The following is a 16301-nucleotide window of genomic DNA, read 5'->3' on the forward strand; positions in this document are numbered from 1 at the left end:
TTTTTCTCGATAAACGGTACCCGCCATGCTATTCAAATCTCATCTCAGATCGATTTTGAACATTTCACCACAACCAGAAAATGAGGCTGAATTAAACGTTGTCCCCATTCATACCGGCAAAATGCCATCCGGGAACGAACTCCCACAGATAAATGATCCTTTCGGGCAAGAAGATTGCGATTCTTCTTTTGATGACAGTAACGCCTCACGACTGGAGGCTGAAAATATCGCAATCCGCGAGGCCAAAGGTCGGATTGAAACCGAGGCCCGCGCACGTGTTACCGCAGAAGCACGTGCGCGGGTAGAAGCCAGTGCTAGACTGGCCGCCGAAGCACGCATCAAGGCCGAAACAGCAGCCACGGAAGAAGCCAGGGCACGCACCCGGGCAGAAACATTGGCAACACAGGAGGCTCAGGCACGCCAAGAGCTAGAGGCAAAGTTACGTCAGACTGTTGAAGACAGCCTTAGAGCAGAAAAAGCAATCGTTGCTGCTTTGCGTGCCAGAGTACAAACTGAAGCGGCCACAACCGAGAAAGCACGCAGGCGTACACAAGAAGAAGCGCTCGCCCTGGAAAAATCCAGAGAAAAGGAATTGGCAGAGCAAAAAGCAATAGAAGCAGCCATTGCACGCAGAAAAAACAGTGAGGAAGCACTGAAGATAGCGCTTGCCGCCTCGGCAGCAGAAGCAGAAGCAGCAACACTGGCACGCACCAGAGCTGAAGAGGATGAGAAAAAAATTGTGCTGGCAAATGCCAAAGCTGAAGCTGAACGTCAGACTATCGAGGAAATTCGATTGCGCACAGAGGCTGAAGCCAATCTGGCCTCACAAATACAAGAGAAATTACAGGCAGAAACCAGGGCACGGGAAGCTGAACAAGCCAAACTGGATGCTGAAAAAAAAGCGACTGAGGCAGCAGATACCCGACAAAAACTTGATCTTGCGGCAAAATCAGAGGCAGAGGGCCGCACTGCAACCGAACTGGCAGCCGCGGCTGCGGCACGCAGCAGGATAGAGGCTGAACGAAACGCTAAAACAATCGCGGAACAGCTTATCCAGAGCGAGCAGGAGGCTGAACAGGCTGCCTTGGAACGCACCCGGACCGACACCCTGCTGCTGGAAAAAGTACAAGCCCGCATCATTGCAGAAAATGAAGCACGAGTTGCTGTTGAGGCTCGCATACAGGCGAAAGAACAGGAAACAGCCATATTCAATGAAAAAACACAAGCTGATCTGGCTATTACGGACACAATTCGGGAACGTATTCAGGCACAGGAAGTGGCGATCAAACGATCCCGCGCTCGTGCTGCTACAGAAGCAGTCGCCAAGAAAACCGCCGAAGATAGAATCGCAGCAGAAACCCATGCAGCAAAACTGGCTGATGAACGAATTGCACTGGACAAACAGCTTGAAAAAGAAGCCAATGAGCTGGCAGAAATGGAAGCACGCCTGATCGAAAACAGGAAAAAACAGGCGGAAGCCGTTCAGCAAGCCAAGTCAGCAGCCAGAGTACGCATGGAAATGGAGCCAAAACTGACCGGACTCGCCATGACCATTGCACAGAACCAGATTATCGCCATGGCAAAAGCGGAAGAGCGGCTCCAGGCAGCTGAAACAACGGCTGCCACGGTACTGTATAAAATCCGGACAGAGGCTTCAGCCCTGATGGCAATACAAGCACGCATAGAGCAGGATGCACTGGCTGTCGAACGCGCCATTGCGCGAGAAGCGGTTGAAACCATGGCTGTAGAAGCCGCACGGGCACGTATTCAGGCAGACGAGGCTGCGATTGCACTGGCCTCTCGGAAAATACGGGAGGAAATTGAAACAACCAGAATTATTCAGGATTGTTCCGACGAAGAAATTTCACCCGATATAGTCGTAGATTATGAAGAGCATTCTACTCACCTCTCTTCTGATAACAGCGAAACCATGTTGGCAGATACTGAAGAAAGCACGGAAAAAGAAGCATCTGCTGAATTTATTGAGCCTGATGATTCAACAAATCGACTGGATTCGAACACATCCGGTAATTCACTTCAATTAGATACACTCGACAACTCAATAAAGCCTGGTGAAACAGCAGTACCATTCGATAAATCCAAAACTGCTGAAGTAGCATAACCTTGCAACTTAAATATCAAAATAGCAGCATGATACGCAATGTATCTAGCTGCAATTTTTCAGGGTCGGACTAACAACAATACTAAAGAATCAGGAAAGAATGACATGCTGAAAGCCTTATATTCAACTGTACTGCCGCTGACACTGGCAATTACCAATGTTACCGGATTTACCATGCACATGCAGGAAAAAACCACCACACTCCAGGATCAAAAGCAGGTCGGTGTTACGATCTACAATGAAAACCTGGCATTGATCAGGGATCTGCGACAAGTTTCTATGGAACAAGGTATAAACAGGCTGGTTTGGCGTGAAGTTTCAACCCGGATACGTCCACAAACAGTACTGCTGCGCACACCGGGGCAATCTTCCGAATCCCGGTTGCTGGAACAGAATTTTGATTTTGATCTGCTTACCCCGGAAAAACTGCTGGAAAGCTATCTCGGACGTACCGTCAATGTTATTTACACTAATCCTGTAACTGGAAAAGAAACAATAGAAGCCGCCACCGTACTCTCCACCCTTGGGGGAGTTATATTGAAATTCACAGATCGTATCGAAACCGGTACTACAGGACGAATCACCTTTCCGGATATCCCCGATCACCTGCATGATCGGCCCACCTTGTCACTGGTACTGGAGAATACTTCTCCAGGAAAACGTGAACTCGAATTATCCTACCTGACCTCCGGGCTTTCCTGGCAGGCTGACTATGTGGCTAAACTCAATGCCGATGATAGCCGGATTGATCTTAGTGGATTAATTACGCTGGCCAACCATAGTGGCATTGCGTATCCAGATGCCCATCTGCAGCTGGTGGCCGGGAACATCAATCAGGTTTCCTTCGAGCAACCCCAGACCAGAAAAATGATGGCTATGGTGGCTGATGCCGCCGAATATCAGGAGAGTAAGCAAGAATCCCTGTTTGAATACCATCTCTACACCATGCCTGCCTCCGCAACGCTGGCAGAAAACCAGACAAAACAGATTACGCTGATGACAGCTGCAGATATTCCGGTCAACAAGGAATTTCTACTGCGTGGTATTGAAGCCCATTACTTCAGCAGATATACCGGCGACGATAACAAACTGAGGCCGGATGTTTTTATCCAGTTTGAGAACAAGGGAAAAGAGCTGGACAAGCCGCTACCTGGAGGAACAGTGCATGTTTACAAAAATGATTCCCAGGGCAATGCGCAATTTCTGGGTGAAGATCGCATTAAGCACACCGCGAAAAATGAACTCGTTCGTGTGAAGCTGGGTAAAGCTTTCGACATTACAGCCACGAGAACCCAGACGGATTTTCAGCAGCTGGATACTCCTTCTCAACATTTCACTGAAACAGCCCACAAGATTGAAATTCACAACACACGCCAGGAAGCAGTCACCATTCGAGTACAAGAACCCATCCCCGGTGACTGGATAGTAATTTCAGAATCTTTTCCCCATACCAAGCCAGCCGCTAACCTGGCTGAATGGCAGATCATCATTCCCGACAATGAGAAAATTGTGCTGAGTTACCGGGTCCGGATTAAACATTGATAAATTCCGTCTGCTGTTTGCATTGTAGGCTGCAGATCTGATTACTCGTCTAAAGGTATTTATTACACCTGATTTCTGAATTGCAGCAGAAAGTTTCTGACCAGGTTGATTTGTTCTGTATCCATCAGCATGGGCGCATGACCGATACCAGACAGCTCAACGAACTTTACATTGGGCTGATGTAATTGCATTTCACTGACTGTTTCCGGTGTCAGAACCTCTGATTTTTCTCCCCGGAGCACCAGTATCGGAAGATCAAGCCGGTTCCAGTAGGGCCATAGATTGAGATCTCTCAAATTTGATGGACGAAAACCAGATGAGATGACAGGATCATAGCGGTAGCCAATTGTGCCATCCTCATATTCACGCGCACTGTACAGCGCCATATGATGCCATTGCATATCCGTAAGCGCATTATAGGGCAGTGCCGTATTGCGCATGTGTGTTTCCAGTTCACTCAGGCTCTGGAAACGGAGATCTTGCCCGATAGTCATGGCAAACACAGATAGGATAGCAGATGAAACAAACGGGCCAATATCACTCATTACCAGTGCCCTTAGCCGGTAAATGGTTGACAAACGCTGCCGGGCAGCCAGCAACATGCCAACCAGCCCCCCCATGGACACACCCACCCAGTAAAAGTGAAGACAATCATGGTGGCTTTGCCGGTAAATATGTTTGAGCACACATTCCATGTCCGACAAATAAGTCATCGCAGAATTGTAATCCTCTGCGTTTTCCAGCCAGTCACTGCGACCACGCCCCGCCAGATCAATGCAAATTACTCTGAAATCTTGCTCCAGGGCCTCCGCCAGAAAATCAAAATCCCTACAGTTGCGTGTCAGGCCATGTACACATACCACTACATGATGATTTTCCGGATTTCCCCAATCTGTATAGGCAAGCTGACGGCTGCCTCGTCCAGATTTTGCTTTTCCGTGTTGTGCTGGTACAGATAGATATTTCCACGATATATCCGAAGGGTTTTTCATAGGAAATTTTTCAGAATGATGCGTAATCATATCAAAACGAGTTTGCTGAACCGCAATCGCACAAATACCAATCAGTTTATACAACCGGACAATCAAAAAAGAACAGAGATAACTAGAGCAGCAGTCAATGCAGTACTTTCTGCAAATTTGATAACAAGAACTAAGAATAGCTGATCTGAGTAGCTCTATCCTCTGCTAACGGATACTGACTGTATGGTTTTAAAGTCAGCACCTTGGTTAACAGAAATAATGGAATAGTCGGTTTCCTAAATCAGTGCCTACGGAGAGCTTTTGCAATCCGCATTCTCAGCGCATTAAGTTTGATGAAGCCCGCTGCATCCGCCTGATGATAAGCCCCTCCGTCTTCCTCAAAAGTAGCAATCGTAGGATCGAATAGCGAATCTGTCCGGGAATCACGCCCGACCACCATCACGTTACCCTTATAGAGCTTGACCCGGACTTGGCCATTTACATGTGCCTGGGACTCATCAATAAGCACCTGTAATAATTTTCTTTCTGGGCTCCACCAGTAACCGTTATAAATCAGTGCCGCATAGCGCGGCATCAGATCATCCTTCAAATGTGCGACTTCCCGATCAAGAGTGATTGATTCGATTGCACGGTGGGCACGCAGCATAATTGTGCCACCAGGCGTTTCATAGCAGCCACGTGACTTCATTCCAACATAACGGTTTTCCACCAGATCAAGACGCCCGATGCCATGTTTACCGCCTAGCTGGTTGAGTTTTGTTAGTACGGCTGCAGGAGATAGCTTCTCACCGTTCAATGCAACAATATCTCCCCGCTCGTATTCCAGATCCAAATATTCAGGTTCGTTTGGCGCTGCTTCCGGTGAAATCGTCCAGCGCCACATGCTTTCTTCTGCTTCTACAGCAGGGTCTTCCAGTGCACGTCCTTCATAGGAAATATGCAAAAGATTGGCATCCATACTGTACGGTGATCCCTGCTTTTTCTTCATTTCAATTGGAATACCCTGTTTCTCGGCATACGCCAGCAGTTTTTCACGTGAAGTCAAATCCCATTCACGCCAAGGAGCGATAACACGGATATCCGGCTGCAAGGCGTAATACCCAAGCTCGAAACGTACTTGATCGTTGCCCTTCCCGGTTGCGCCGTGAGAGACCGCATCAGCGCCCGTTTGCTGTGCAATTTCAACTTGACGTTTGGCAATCAACGGGCGGGCGATACTAGTACCAAGCAGATATTCCCCTTCATAAACCGTATTGGCACGGAACATGGGAAAAACATAGTCGCGTACAAATTCTTCACGCAAATCTTCGATGAAAATTTCCTTGATACCAAACTGCAGGGCCTTGGCGCGTGCCGGCTCAATTTCCTCGCCCTGGCCGATATCCGCCGTAAAAGTAACCACCTCGCACTGATAGGTATCCTGGAGCCATTTCAGTATGACCGAGGTATCCAACCCCCCCGAAAATGCCAATACCGCTTTCTTAACTTTATCCATGTCTCTTTACAATCAAAAATTTACAGGTAATTAAAAGATTACCTGACACTAATCCTGCCCAGCAGCAAGTACTCCATCAACGCTTTTTGTGTGTGTAGCCGGTTCTCTGCTTCATCCCATACCACCGATTGGGGGCCATCAATGACTTCCGCATCCACCTCTTCGCCTCGGTGTGCTGGCAGACAATGCATGAACAAGGCTTCTTTTTTTGCACAGGCCATCATCTCAGCATCCACACAAAAATCTGCAAAATCATTTTTACGTGTATCCAACTCATCTTCGAAACCCATGCTGGTCCACACATCCGTTGTGACCAGATCAGCATCTTTCACTGCATCGTGCGGCGAGACAAACTGTTCATAGTGATCTGTGCCATACAAACCCGCCCGCTCGGGCTCCACTTCATAACCCGGTGGTGTAGAAACATGTACATTGAAGTCAAAAATTTCGGCAGCTTGCAGCCAGGTATTGCACACGTTATTGGAATCTCCAATCCAGGTTATGGTTTTGCCTGTGATACTTCCGCGATGTTCTATGAAGGTAAAGATATCTGCCAGAATCTGGCAAGGATGATATTCGTCCGTCAGGCCATTGATCACCGGCACCCGTGAATTCTCGGCAAAACGTTCAATAATCTGATGCTCGTGAGTACGAATGGTAATGATATCAACCATTCTTGAAATAACTCTGGCTGCATCCTCCACCGGTTCGCCACGGCCCAATTGGGTATCACGTGTTGAGAGATAGATAGCACTGCCACCCAACTGATGCATGCCTGCTTCAAATGAAAGGCGCGTGCGCGTGGAGTGTTTTTCAAAAATCATGGCCAACGTACGGTCAGTCAGCGGCCAGTAGCGGCGATATTGCTTGAATTCATTCTTGATCCAGCGCGTCCGGTCGAACAGGTATTCGAATTCCAACCGGTCAAAATCCTTGAACTGTAAAAAATGCCTGATCTGCATAAATGATTTCTACCAACAAAAACATCCGGAGATTTTTATATTTCTGGCTCTCTATCAGGTAGATGAAACAGAAATCACTTGAATCCGGAAAAATAAAAAAGGCGGGATAACCATGTAGCGAGAAAAAATCTTTCGAGTGCACTCTGGCGACAACCGTCGGCTCACACCCTTATCATTATTTCTCTCGATTCTCAAGAAACCAGGAAATAAGAGCGGATACCTCATGTACCACCTGTTCTGCCTCTGCCTTTTGCATATTCAATGCCGGCAGTAATCGTACTACTTTTTCAGATGTTACATTGATCAGCAAATGGCGTTTCAATGCTTCAGGCACAAGTTCACCACAGGGTATCGGCAGCTCAACCCCGATCATCATCCCCTGCCCGCGAATTTTCAGCACGTTTTGCCAGGCATGTAATCTCTGCTTGAATTCCTCTCGCATGAAATTACCGATAGTCACAGCATTAGCCATCAATCCTTCCTGCTCAATGATGTCAAGAGTGGTCAAGGCAGCTCTACATGCAAGTGGATTGCCACCGAAAGTAGATGCGTGATTACCAGGCTTGAATACTTCTGCTGCTTTCCCGCCTGCCAGGCAGGCGCCGATCGGCAGGCCGGATCCCAATCCTTTTGCCAGTGTCATGACATCCGGTACGATATCACTATGCTGAAAAGCAAACCACTTGCCCGTCCGTCCAAGGCCACACTGTACCTCATCAAGCATCAGCAACCAACCGTTCTGGTCGCAGATCTTGCGCAACCCTTGCAGATAATTTGCTTGTGGGAAATTAACTCCACCTTCGCCCTGATAGGTTTCCAGTAGCACCGCCACAATTTCCTTGTTGTTCGCTGCAACCTGGTTGACTGCTTCCAGATCATCATAGGGCACACGCACGAAACCCGTGAGTAGCGGCTCAAAACCCGCTTGAGTCTTGCGATTGCCCGTGGCAGTAAGTGTTGCCATGGTCCGGCCATGAAATGAGCGTTCCATAACAATAATCGTTGGCAGATCTATTCCCTGGTTATGGCCATAAAGCCGCGCCAGTTTAATGGCTGCCTCATTCGACTCTGCTCCGGAATTACAGAAAAAAGCCTTCTCCAGGCCTGACAGACTGGTCAATCTGTCTGCCAAACGCTCCTGATTCTGAATGTGGTAGAGATTAGAGGTGTGTATTAACGTAGCAGCCTGTTCACACAACGCTTTCGTCAGTACCGGATGGCAATGTCCAGCCCCGCAGACCGCAATTCCTGATAGCGCATCAAGGTAGCGATTACCTTGATCATCCCACAGCCAAACGCCTTCTCCCCTGACAAAGGTAACGGGAAGCCGTGCATAAGTATTCATTAAATGAGACACAGAAAATACACCCTATTTTTGTTCTGAAACAACATGGTGGCTGGTGCCACCACTCCTGGGAACAGGTTCCCTCATTCAGAACCTCTGAATAAATTTATACGCAAAAACAACATAGACTTATTCAGAAGTTCCTTTACACTTTAGCGAAACAATATTCACTTATCTATCAAGTCATTTCAAGCAGTTTTTCTGTTAGATATTCTGGCCGAAGTCAGCCATCTATACCTCGTCAGATCACTTTTTTTGCCAGGAGCCGTTCTCTTGCTGATACCACCAGCCTGGTTTGGCCCACTTTATCCATCGTTGGGCAAATGTTGAACGAATATTGCTTTCCCATTCCGGATGATTGTTAGCCAGTGCTATTTCCCGATAAAGTGCATTACGATCTTGGTTCTCGGCTGTCACAAGCGTATTAACCGATTGCCGTCCTGATAAAGGTACAACACTGGCATCACGCAACACGATCAGACCGTCACGGGTCAAACCTACTGCACCACTATCATAAAATGGTATCAATTGACCGTGACGCTGTTTTATATTTTGTTTTAACTGGGTAACTGCTGGTGAACTGGCTTTAAAATCCACCGCACTCGCAAAGCTGATACACAGAAAGAAACCCAGTGATATCAGTGTTATATACCGAATTAACTGTCTATGCACAAGATTCACATCCTCAGAAGATCTTTCATGGCCTGGTCTTGTCGGGTTTATTGTCAATTTTATTGTTGCGAGTATCATTACCCGATTTTTCTCTGGGTTGTTCCCTGCCGTCAGCCTCATCATCAGCTTGCCAAACCTCATCGATAATTTTGTCGGCCACTTTCTCCGCGGCTGCTGCCGGAAAGTAAATATTGATAGTTACGCAAGCTGCTACCACAAAGCCAGCGGCCATCAGCAAAATCAGGTTGGAATTACGATTTGTCATTATCATTTAGTGAATCACCGGGTTGCCACTTTCAATGGCGCGCTCCAGACGCTTGAGCAGTTCAGGCCAGTCCACCTCTGAATTATAGCCGGTAATGGTAATTGCAGGTATTCCACTGCCCTTGACCAGCACATATCCCTTGTCATCACGAGAAGCCGACTCAATCCCGCTCATATAACAAATATGTCCACGTAACTTACAACCCCAGCCAATTTCAGTATAGCGAAATTGTTCAAACATACTGAGAAAACTTTTCTGGATAGCTGTCACTGCAGATTCGCCACCTAATGCAATAATATTCTTGATCGCTGCCTGACTGATCCGACGTTTGTAATCCCCCGCGCTACTGGTAAGTTTTGCATCAAATCTTACCGGTTCCCAGTTAACCAGCTCAAGATCGTTCACCTCAACATCAACCCGTCCCTGTATATTTCCAAACGAATAGGCACGGGTCAACAAATCAAGATCGATGTGATACATGGCCACATCCGCTGCCAGATGAGGGGTCAAACTAAGTGGCTTGGTCAGCACCAAATTCCTGGCTACCGCGACACCGTCGAATATCCCTGAAACAAGCTCGCCTTCCATTGTTATAGTTGAATTGGTATAGCTCATTTTCGGCATAGTACCCGACAGCGTTCCAAACATTGGTTGAATCTGCAGGAATTCAGTCAGTTTTTCCATAGAGATCGGAAAAAGCCGCCCGTTTAACTGCCATTGCCAGCCGGACGTCTGCAAAGAAGCTATGAAATTTTCTATCAGCAGTCTTCCATCCAGTATCGGCACCTCTGCACGAGGAATATTGAGCTGCATCCCGTTTGTCTCGATTGGAATATGTGTTGTACCCAGCGGAATCCTCAAGATCTGGGCATTACTGAACCGGATTAATCCATCCAGCGCCTCGTTTCGATTCCATGGTACATAGGCGTCCAATCCTTCAACTGCAAACCGCTCGCGAGCATCGGTTAATGATACATTCTGCAAATCAATGATTAGTGACTGGTTTGCATTATCCTGGTAATGCCAGGCAATATTTACCTTGCCGGCAGCCTCTGTTTCTGCCAGTGCCGTCTCCTCAGCCAGGGGTCGAATAATACTACCAAACAAAGTGGATAACTCCAGGCTCTCGGCCGACAATCTAGCCTGCTGTAATGCTTGATCCGGAATGCTGGCAATAGCAGAAAAATCTGCTTTACCTATACCCGTCAAACTGAGTTCACCTTGTGATAGGTTAATATGATCACCTTTTATTATCCCTTTGGCGGTTAATTGGTGCCCTTCTCCAGAAAAATAAAATGGCTGCCAAAAGACCTCTCCTTCCGGCCAGGTGATCTTGCCTCGCCATTGCCAAACATCCTGTTTTCTTCGCACATCCAGGTCAAGCAACAGATTGATCCGTTCACCCACGTGCAACCCGCTCGAATCACTGAAAGATAATTTATTGATGCTCAGCTGTGTGGATAACGCTGACATTGAAGTCTTACTTCCATTCAGGTAGATACTTCCATTAAGTTTTGCCTGATGTATCTGTAGTGAATCTTCTTCTTGAGGCAACAGATCGGCCAAAAATTTCCCCTCTCCATTTACTATCTTCAACACACTTCGCCACTTTTCTGCCTGCCAGTCGATCATCAGCTGCCATTTCTCTCCCGAATTTTTTTTCGGGAATGGATGAACTTCAAGTACAAGCTGTTTATGTTGCAAGGAAAGCTGGAAAGTTATCGATGAAGATAGCTTGCCAAGCTCCAATGTCCCCATTTCACAGCCAATTAATTCGCGATTAATACGGATCTGATTACATCTCAAACGAAGATCATGCCATCTCCAATTTCCTGCGAGCAACTCACCCACACTGATTTCAAGAACGGGCGATAAGATGCCAGTCAGCTTGATGCTGGCTGAGTGAATATTAAAGGCAGGATGCCGGATATTCTCCAGTACAAAATTAAAATAAGGGACCGCAGCATTAGCCGGAGAATAACAACCTGCGTAAAGTAGAAAAAATAGCCAGAGGCGTGTAGCAAGCTCGCAGATACAAATCGGAAAACTGACACGACGAAACCAGAGATACCTCGGCTCCATGCTCTTCAGGAAGGAAAAACTCCGGTTGACAGGTAACGATCCCCACGGTCACACACAATAAAAACAATCACCGCGTTTCTTACTTGAGCAGAAAGTTTCAGCACTGCTGCCAGTGCCCCCCCGGAAGAAATGCCAGCGAATACTCCCTCTTCAGATGCCAATCGACGCGCCATGATCTCGGCCTCTTGCTGGGATACCAGCAAAATACGATCAACAAGTTCCGACTGATAAATTTTAGGCAAATAAGCTTCCGGCCATTTACGGATTCCGGGAATCTGGGCACCTTCTTGCGGCTGTACACCTACAATTTCCACCTTCCGCTCTTTTTCTCGGAAGTAGCGGGCACACCCCATGATTGTGCCAGTCGTTCCCATACTGCTTACAAAATGAGTAATCTTGCCCGTAGTATCCTGCCAGATCTCGGGAGCAGTACCTTCGTAATGTGCCAACGGATTATCGGGATTGGAAAACTGATCAAGAATAAAACCCTTGCCAGCCTCGCACAATTGTCCGGCGACATCCCGTGCTTCCTCCATATTTTCTGTCAGAATAATTTTGGCACCGTACGCAGCCATCACTTGACGACGCTCCAGACTCTGATTTTCCGGCATGACCAGAATCATGTGATAGCCTAGTATTGCTGCCGACATAGCCAATGCAATCCCGGTATTGCCGCTAGTTGCCTCAATCAACGTATCTCCCGGCTGAATATCTCCACGCTGCTGAGCTCGTATGATCATGGAGTAGGCTGGCCGATCTTTGACTGACCCCGCCGGATTATTACCTTCCAGTTTTGCCAAAATAATATTGCTGGTTTTCCCCGGGATACGTTTAAGCTGGACCAAGGGGGTATGTCCGATGAAATGTTCGATAGTTTTATACATGACCAGATATGTGCTGCCACAAATAAATCAGGATTATCTCATACACATACAAAAAACCCCTTGTGAAAGGAATTCACAAGGGGTTCAGTCAAGGATTAGCCTGAAAAAAATAGCATGCTAGCACTGTTTCGTCACAGGCTTTCAAACAATTTCTTCGCCTCATCTTTCTGAGAAAAAGGTTTATCGCTACTCAGTAGTTTCTCAAGCTCCTGGCGCGCTTCAACCGTATTGCCAGATTTATATAGTCCGACTGCGTAATGATAGTGGATTTCAGCAGCTTCCGGAACAGCTGCAACAGCCTGTTGCAGCAAGGAAACCCCTCGTTTGGCATCCCCTTGCTCAACCAGAATCCATCCAAGTGTATCCAGGATCGCTGGACTATCCGGGGCCTGCTTGTATGCCTTCTCGGCATAATCGAGCGCGGTGGCAAAATCTTTTTTCTGCTGGTATATCCAGGCTAGATTATTCAGTGTGGCAGCATGATCAGGATGTTGCTTCAGGATGGTTTTGTATTCCCTGATAGCAGGATCATATTTTTTGCTGGCAAGGTAAACACCTGCAAGATACATACGAACGCCATCATCAGCCGGATTTTCCTTCAGCCATTGCGTGACACGTTGATCAGCCTGCTTTTCTTTCCCGCTTTGACTCAGAGCTGTATGCAATTTGATCAATAATTGACCGGTTTTCTGTTTAGTCAGCGCCTCTTCATAAGCCGTGGCAGCGGCAACTGCATTTTTCTGCCGCATTTGTAAATCACCCTCCAGCTCAAATCCAACCGGCAGCTTTTCATGTTGTTTTTGTATATCCCGCGCGATACTGAGTGCATCATCCACACGACCGTCTCCAACCGCCAGTTGAGCCTGCATTAGTTTAGCTTCCCAGAAATCCGGCTTAATAGCCAACGCCTTTTTCAATGAATCAGCCGTTGCCCTGGTATTCTGCATAGAGGCATAGATCTGCGCTAGTTGAAGCTGGGCAGGGGCAGAATCTGGTAATCTGGCAGCCAGTTTCTGGAAATTTTCCAGTGCAGCATCCTTATCCCCAGTAGCCAGATAAGCACGAGCCAACAGCTCTATGGCGCTCAAATTATCCGGATGAATGCCTTGCAGTTTCTTGGCCAGCGCAAGCGATTTCCCAGGTTCATTGATGGCCAGATAATGCGCTCCCAGCTGCAAAGCTGGCGGCAGCTCATCCGGATTTTCCTGACTGGCTTTTTCCAGCCATTCAGTTGCTTTTTCTTTATTTCCTTGTGAGAGCGCGATACCTGCTAGCGCATTCATTGCCTGTACGTTTTTCTTATCCTGCTTCAGTACTTCTTCAAAACGCTGCTGTGCAGCTTCGGGATGTTTTTCCTGTAAATCAATTCTCGCCAGGTTGGAAATGGCGGGAAAATAGTCTGGCTGTATGGAAAGCGCCTGATTGAAGCTTGCACGCGCCTTGATCAGGTCTTTTTTACCCAGATAGACTCCACCTTCCAGATTATGTAGCAGCGGATTGTCAGGTTGCTCGGCAAGCTGCGATTTGACAACTTTCAGCGCTTTATCAAATTCACGCTGCTGCAGATGAGTCAAAACAAGCATAATACCTGCCCGGCCGGATTTATCATCCAGTTGGGTAGCGTGTTCCAGATCAGCAATGGCACTTTCATTTTCCCCCTGTCCCATTTTGCTCATAGCCATTGCGGTATATAATGCAACGTTATCCGGAGATAATTCACCAGCCTTCTCAAAATACTCCGTGGCTTTCGTAAAATCCCGCGCCCGCATATAGGCCTCACCTGCCAGTGCAAACAATTGTGGATCCTGTTGTACTACCTTCAGCGCCGGGGTCAAGGTAGTAACCGCCTGTTTTGCCTGGTTATTCTTCAACTGAATCGACGCCATAAGCTTAATGGCATAAAGATTATTCGGAATCTTCTTCAAGTATTGATCAACATACTGCTCTGCTTGTGGAAGCGACCCCAATGCAAACTGAGTGGCCCCCGCAAGTAATACACTGGGAAGATGATCTGGTGCTGAACTCAACACCTGTTGCAAAGTTTCAAGAGCAACCACATGTTTACCCTGGCTAAAATCGAGTAATGCCTGTGTGTATGCAGCAGGCAGGCTACCGGGAGCAATCTTGCGAACGGCATCCAGATCTGCTTGGGCAGCTTTAAATTTTTTGGTACTGATTAATATGGTTGCCCGGTTAATATACGCCGCTAATGATTCCGGGTTCAGTTTTATAGCTTTGTCATAATCGGCCAGCGCTTCATCAATCTTGTTCTGCGCACGCAACAAATCTCCTCTGAACAATACTGTATCGCTGTTTTCTGGATTAAGTTTCACTGCTTCTTCGGAAAAATTCATAGCAGATTCAATATCGTTCCGGGCAAGCGAACACCTGGCCATACCCATCAGCGCACCTGCGAATCCTGGTTTATCCCGCAAAGCCTGCTCAAACAATGCTTTGGCTTCTTCGATTTTACCTAGCGCTAATGACGCATTGCCACGCAGGGTAAGTAATTCAGCAAAATTCCCTTCTTCGGATAATTTCTCAGTTTCATCCAGTACCTGTTGAAATTTCCCCATTCCCAGCCATGCCTGGCTCAATCCGGGCAACACCTTGACTGGATCCATGCCGAGATCAAGTGCCTTATTCAATTCTTTTTCTGCCGACTGAATATTCCCTTCCTTGTTATAGAGCGTTCCCAGCAAATAACGGACTTCAGGGTCATTTGGATTTTGTTGCAGGGCATTCTTCAACTGAATAATAGCTGCCTTGTCATTGCCCTGTTGCTGATACTGTTTAGCTTCGGCTACCAGAGCTTGCGCATCCATAGGCTTCCCACAGGCAGAAAGCACCAGAATAACGGCCATCATAGGAGCAAGAATTGTTGTCGATTTCATCTGGGTGATCGCTATACCAGAACAGCTCATATTTACCTCTTTTGGTAATTAAGTTAAATACATAAATTCACAAAACACCGACTGAAACAAAATTCAGAATAGCAGTTTTTATATCCAAATATCATTTAACGGGATGGTAATAGTTATAACACAGTCAACTTATAGGCAAATTTGTGAAATCAATTGGGATTGCATGTTTTAACACTGTAATGATCGATGTACCAATGAATTACCGAGATACCAGACACCTCGGTCAACAGGAATACGCAATCTGAATCCGCCCACGCACCATAATCCGACAGACTCGACCCTCAAATCAGCCAAATCTATTAATTAATTTATTCGATCCATCCCTGCTTTACTGATATAAAAAGCACAGCCAGTACCGGATACGATGACATCACCCCACATCAGATTCTTGACAACAGGGTCTAAATATAACATTATGCACAGCTCTTCGAGCGTATCCGGATACCACTATTCGTAGAGGTTACGAAACAAAAAGAGATATTTATCGTAAAAATGCGCCCGTAGCTCAGTTGGATAGAGTACTTGGCTACGAACCAAGGGGTCGTGGGTTCGAATCCTGCCGGGCGCGCCAGTAAATTAATATTATTTATCGGCGCGATAAGATATAGTCAGCTTTATATGCTGTTTTGATTTTTTTGAGGCCAAGTAGCTCAGTCGGTAGAGCAGAGGACTGAAAATCCTTGTGTCGGTGGTTCGATTCCGCCCTTGGCCACCATCATTTTGGTCAACCCATTCTTCAATTGACCCTCTCGTTTTCTACATTTAACAGATCTCCACACGATTCTTACTAACCTCCATATTTCCTGAGATTTCCCAGGATCTTTCGTCGCATCCCCAATACTCCATTAGGAGTAAATCCTACGCATTTAGGCAGATTTCCAATAGCATCATCCTATTAGAGTAACCCATTGATTCACAATGAGGTCAATCTCTAATAGATTATATTTACCAGTCCCATATCAGCTACCACAACTTCACTTCACCCATCGCTTGAAGATGCAACGTATCAATATTTGACGCAGACA

At 46.9% G+C, this 16301-nt stretch carries 11 protein-coding genes and 2 tRNA genes; 4 read left to right on the forward strand and 9 right to left on the reverse strand.

Annotated features, from left to right (window positions below):
- The first annotated feature begins 55 nt into the window (after positions 1-55).
- On the forward strand, positions 56-2122 hold the full coding sequence (locus ACZ5EJ_RS09705; RefSeq protein WP_242500173.1) for a coiled-coil domain-containing protein: 2067 nt from the start codon (positions 56-58) through the stop codon (positions 2120-2122).
- Between the two features lie 105 nt (positions 2123-2227).
- Positions 2228-3664, forward strand: a complete 1437-nt coding sequence (locus ACZ5EJ_RS09710; protein ID WP_011635083.1) for a DUF4139 domain-containing protein — start codon at positions 2228-2230, stop codon at positions 3662-3664.
- A 62-nt stretch (positions 3665-3726) separates the two neighbouring features.
- On the opposite strand, the gene ACZ5EJ_RS09715 is transcribed toward ACZ5EJ_RS09710, so the two are convergent.
- The 9 genes from ACZ5EJ_RS09715 to prsT form a co-directional block, all read right to left on the reverse strand.
- The gene (locus tag ACZ5EJ_RS09715) at positions 3727-4656 is read right to left on the reverse strand and encodes an alpha/beta fold hydrolase (RefSeq protein ID WP_107818362.1); all 930 of its coding nucleotides are present in this window, start codon (positions 4654-4656) and stop codon (positions 3727-3729) included.
- A gap of 271 nt (positions 4657-4927) precedes the next feature.
- Positions 4928-6142 (reverse strand): argininosuccinate synthase, encoded by a 1215-nt coding sequence (locus tag ACZ5EJ_RS09720; protein ID WP_011635085.1) that lies wholly within the window; start codon positions 6140-6142, stop codon positions 4928-4930.
- Positions 6143-6180: 38 nt separating this feature from the next.
- The gene (argF, locus tag ACZ5EJ_RS09725) at positions 6181-7104 is read right to left on the reverse strand and encodes an ornithine carbamoyltransferase (protein ID WP_011635086.1); all 924 of its coding nucleotides are present in this window, start codon (positions 7102-7104) and stop codon (positions 6181-6183) included.
- 175 nt (positions 7105-7279) lie between these two features.
- Complete coding sequence (locus ACZ5EJ_RS09730) at positions 7280-8461, reverse strand: aspartate aminotransferase family protein (protein ID WP_011635087.1); 1182 nt, start codon at positions 8459-8461, stop codon at positions 7280-7282.
- A gap of 234 nt (positions 8462-8695) precedes the next feature.
- Positions 8696-9121 (reverse strand): YdbL family probable chaperone protein, encoded by a 426-nt coding sequence (locus tag ACZ5EJ_RS09735; RefSeq protein ID WP_011635088.1) that lies wholly within the window; start codon positions 9119-9121, stop codon positions 8696-8698.
- A gap of 25 nt (positions 9122-9146) precedes the next feature.
- Positions 9147-9392, reverse strand: a complete 246-nt coding sequence (locus ACZ5EJ_RS09740; RefSeq protein ID WP_011635089.1) for a hypothetical protein — start codon at positions 9390-9392, stop codon at positions 9147-9149.
- On the reverse strand, positions 9393-11468 hold the full coding sequence (locus tag ACZ5EJ_RS09745; RefSeq protein ID WP_074455712.1) for a hypothetical protein: 2076 nt from the start codon (positions 11466-11468) through the stop codon (positions 9393-9395). It lies immediately after the preceding gene.
- A gap of 5 nt (positions 11469-11473) precedes the next feature.
- Entirely contained in the window at positions 11474-12352 is an 879-nt protein-coding gene (gene cysM, locus ACZ5EJ_RS09750; protein ID WP_074455713.1) for a cysteine synthase CysM, read from the reverse strand.
- Positions 12353-12483: 131 nt separating this feature from the next.
- On the reverse strand, positions 12484-15276 hold the full coding sequence (gene prsT / locus ACZ5EJ_RS09755; protein WP_074455714.1) for an XrtA/PEP-CTERM system TPR-repeat protein PrsT: 2793 nt from the start codon (positions 15274-15276) through the stop codon (positions 12484-12486).
- Between the two features lie 494 nt (positions 15277-15770).
- On the opposite strand from prsT, the gene ACZ5EJ_RS09760 reads away from it, so the two are divergent.
- Together ACZ5EJ_RS09760 and ACZ5EJ_RS09765 are read left to right on the forward strand one after the other, a co-directional pair.
- A tRNA-Arg gene (locus ACZ5EJ_RS09760) sits at positions 15771-15847 on the forward strand.
- Between the two features lie 68 nt (positions 15848-15915).
- Positions 15916-15991: transfer RNA gene (locus tag ACZ5EJ_RS09765), tRNA-Phe, on the forward strand.
- Positions 15992-16301: the final 310 nt, after the last annotated feature.

The organism is Nitrosomonas sp. TNE100, assembly GCF_055387135.1.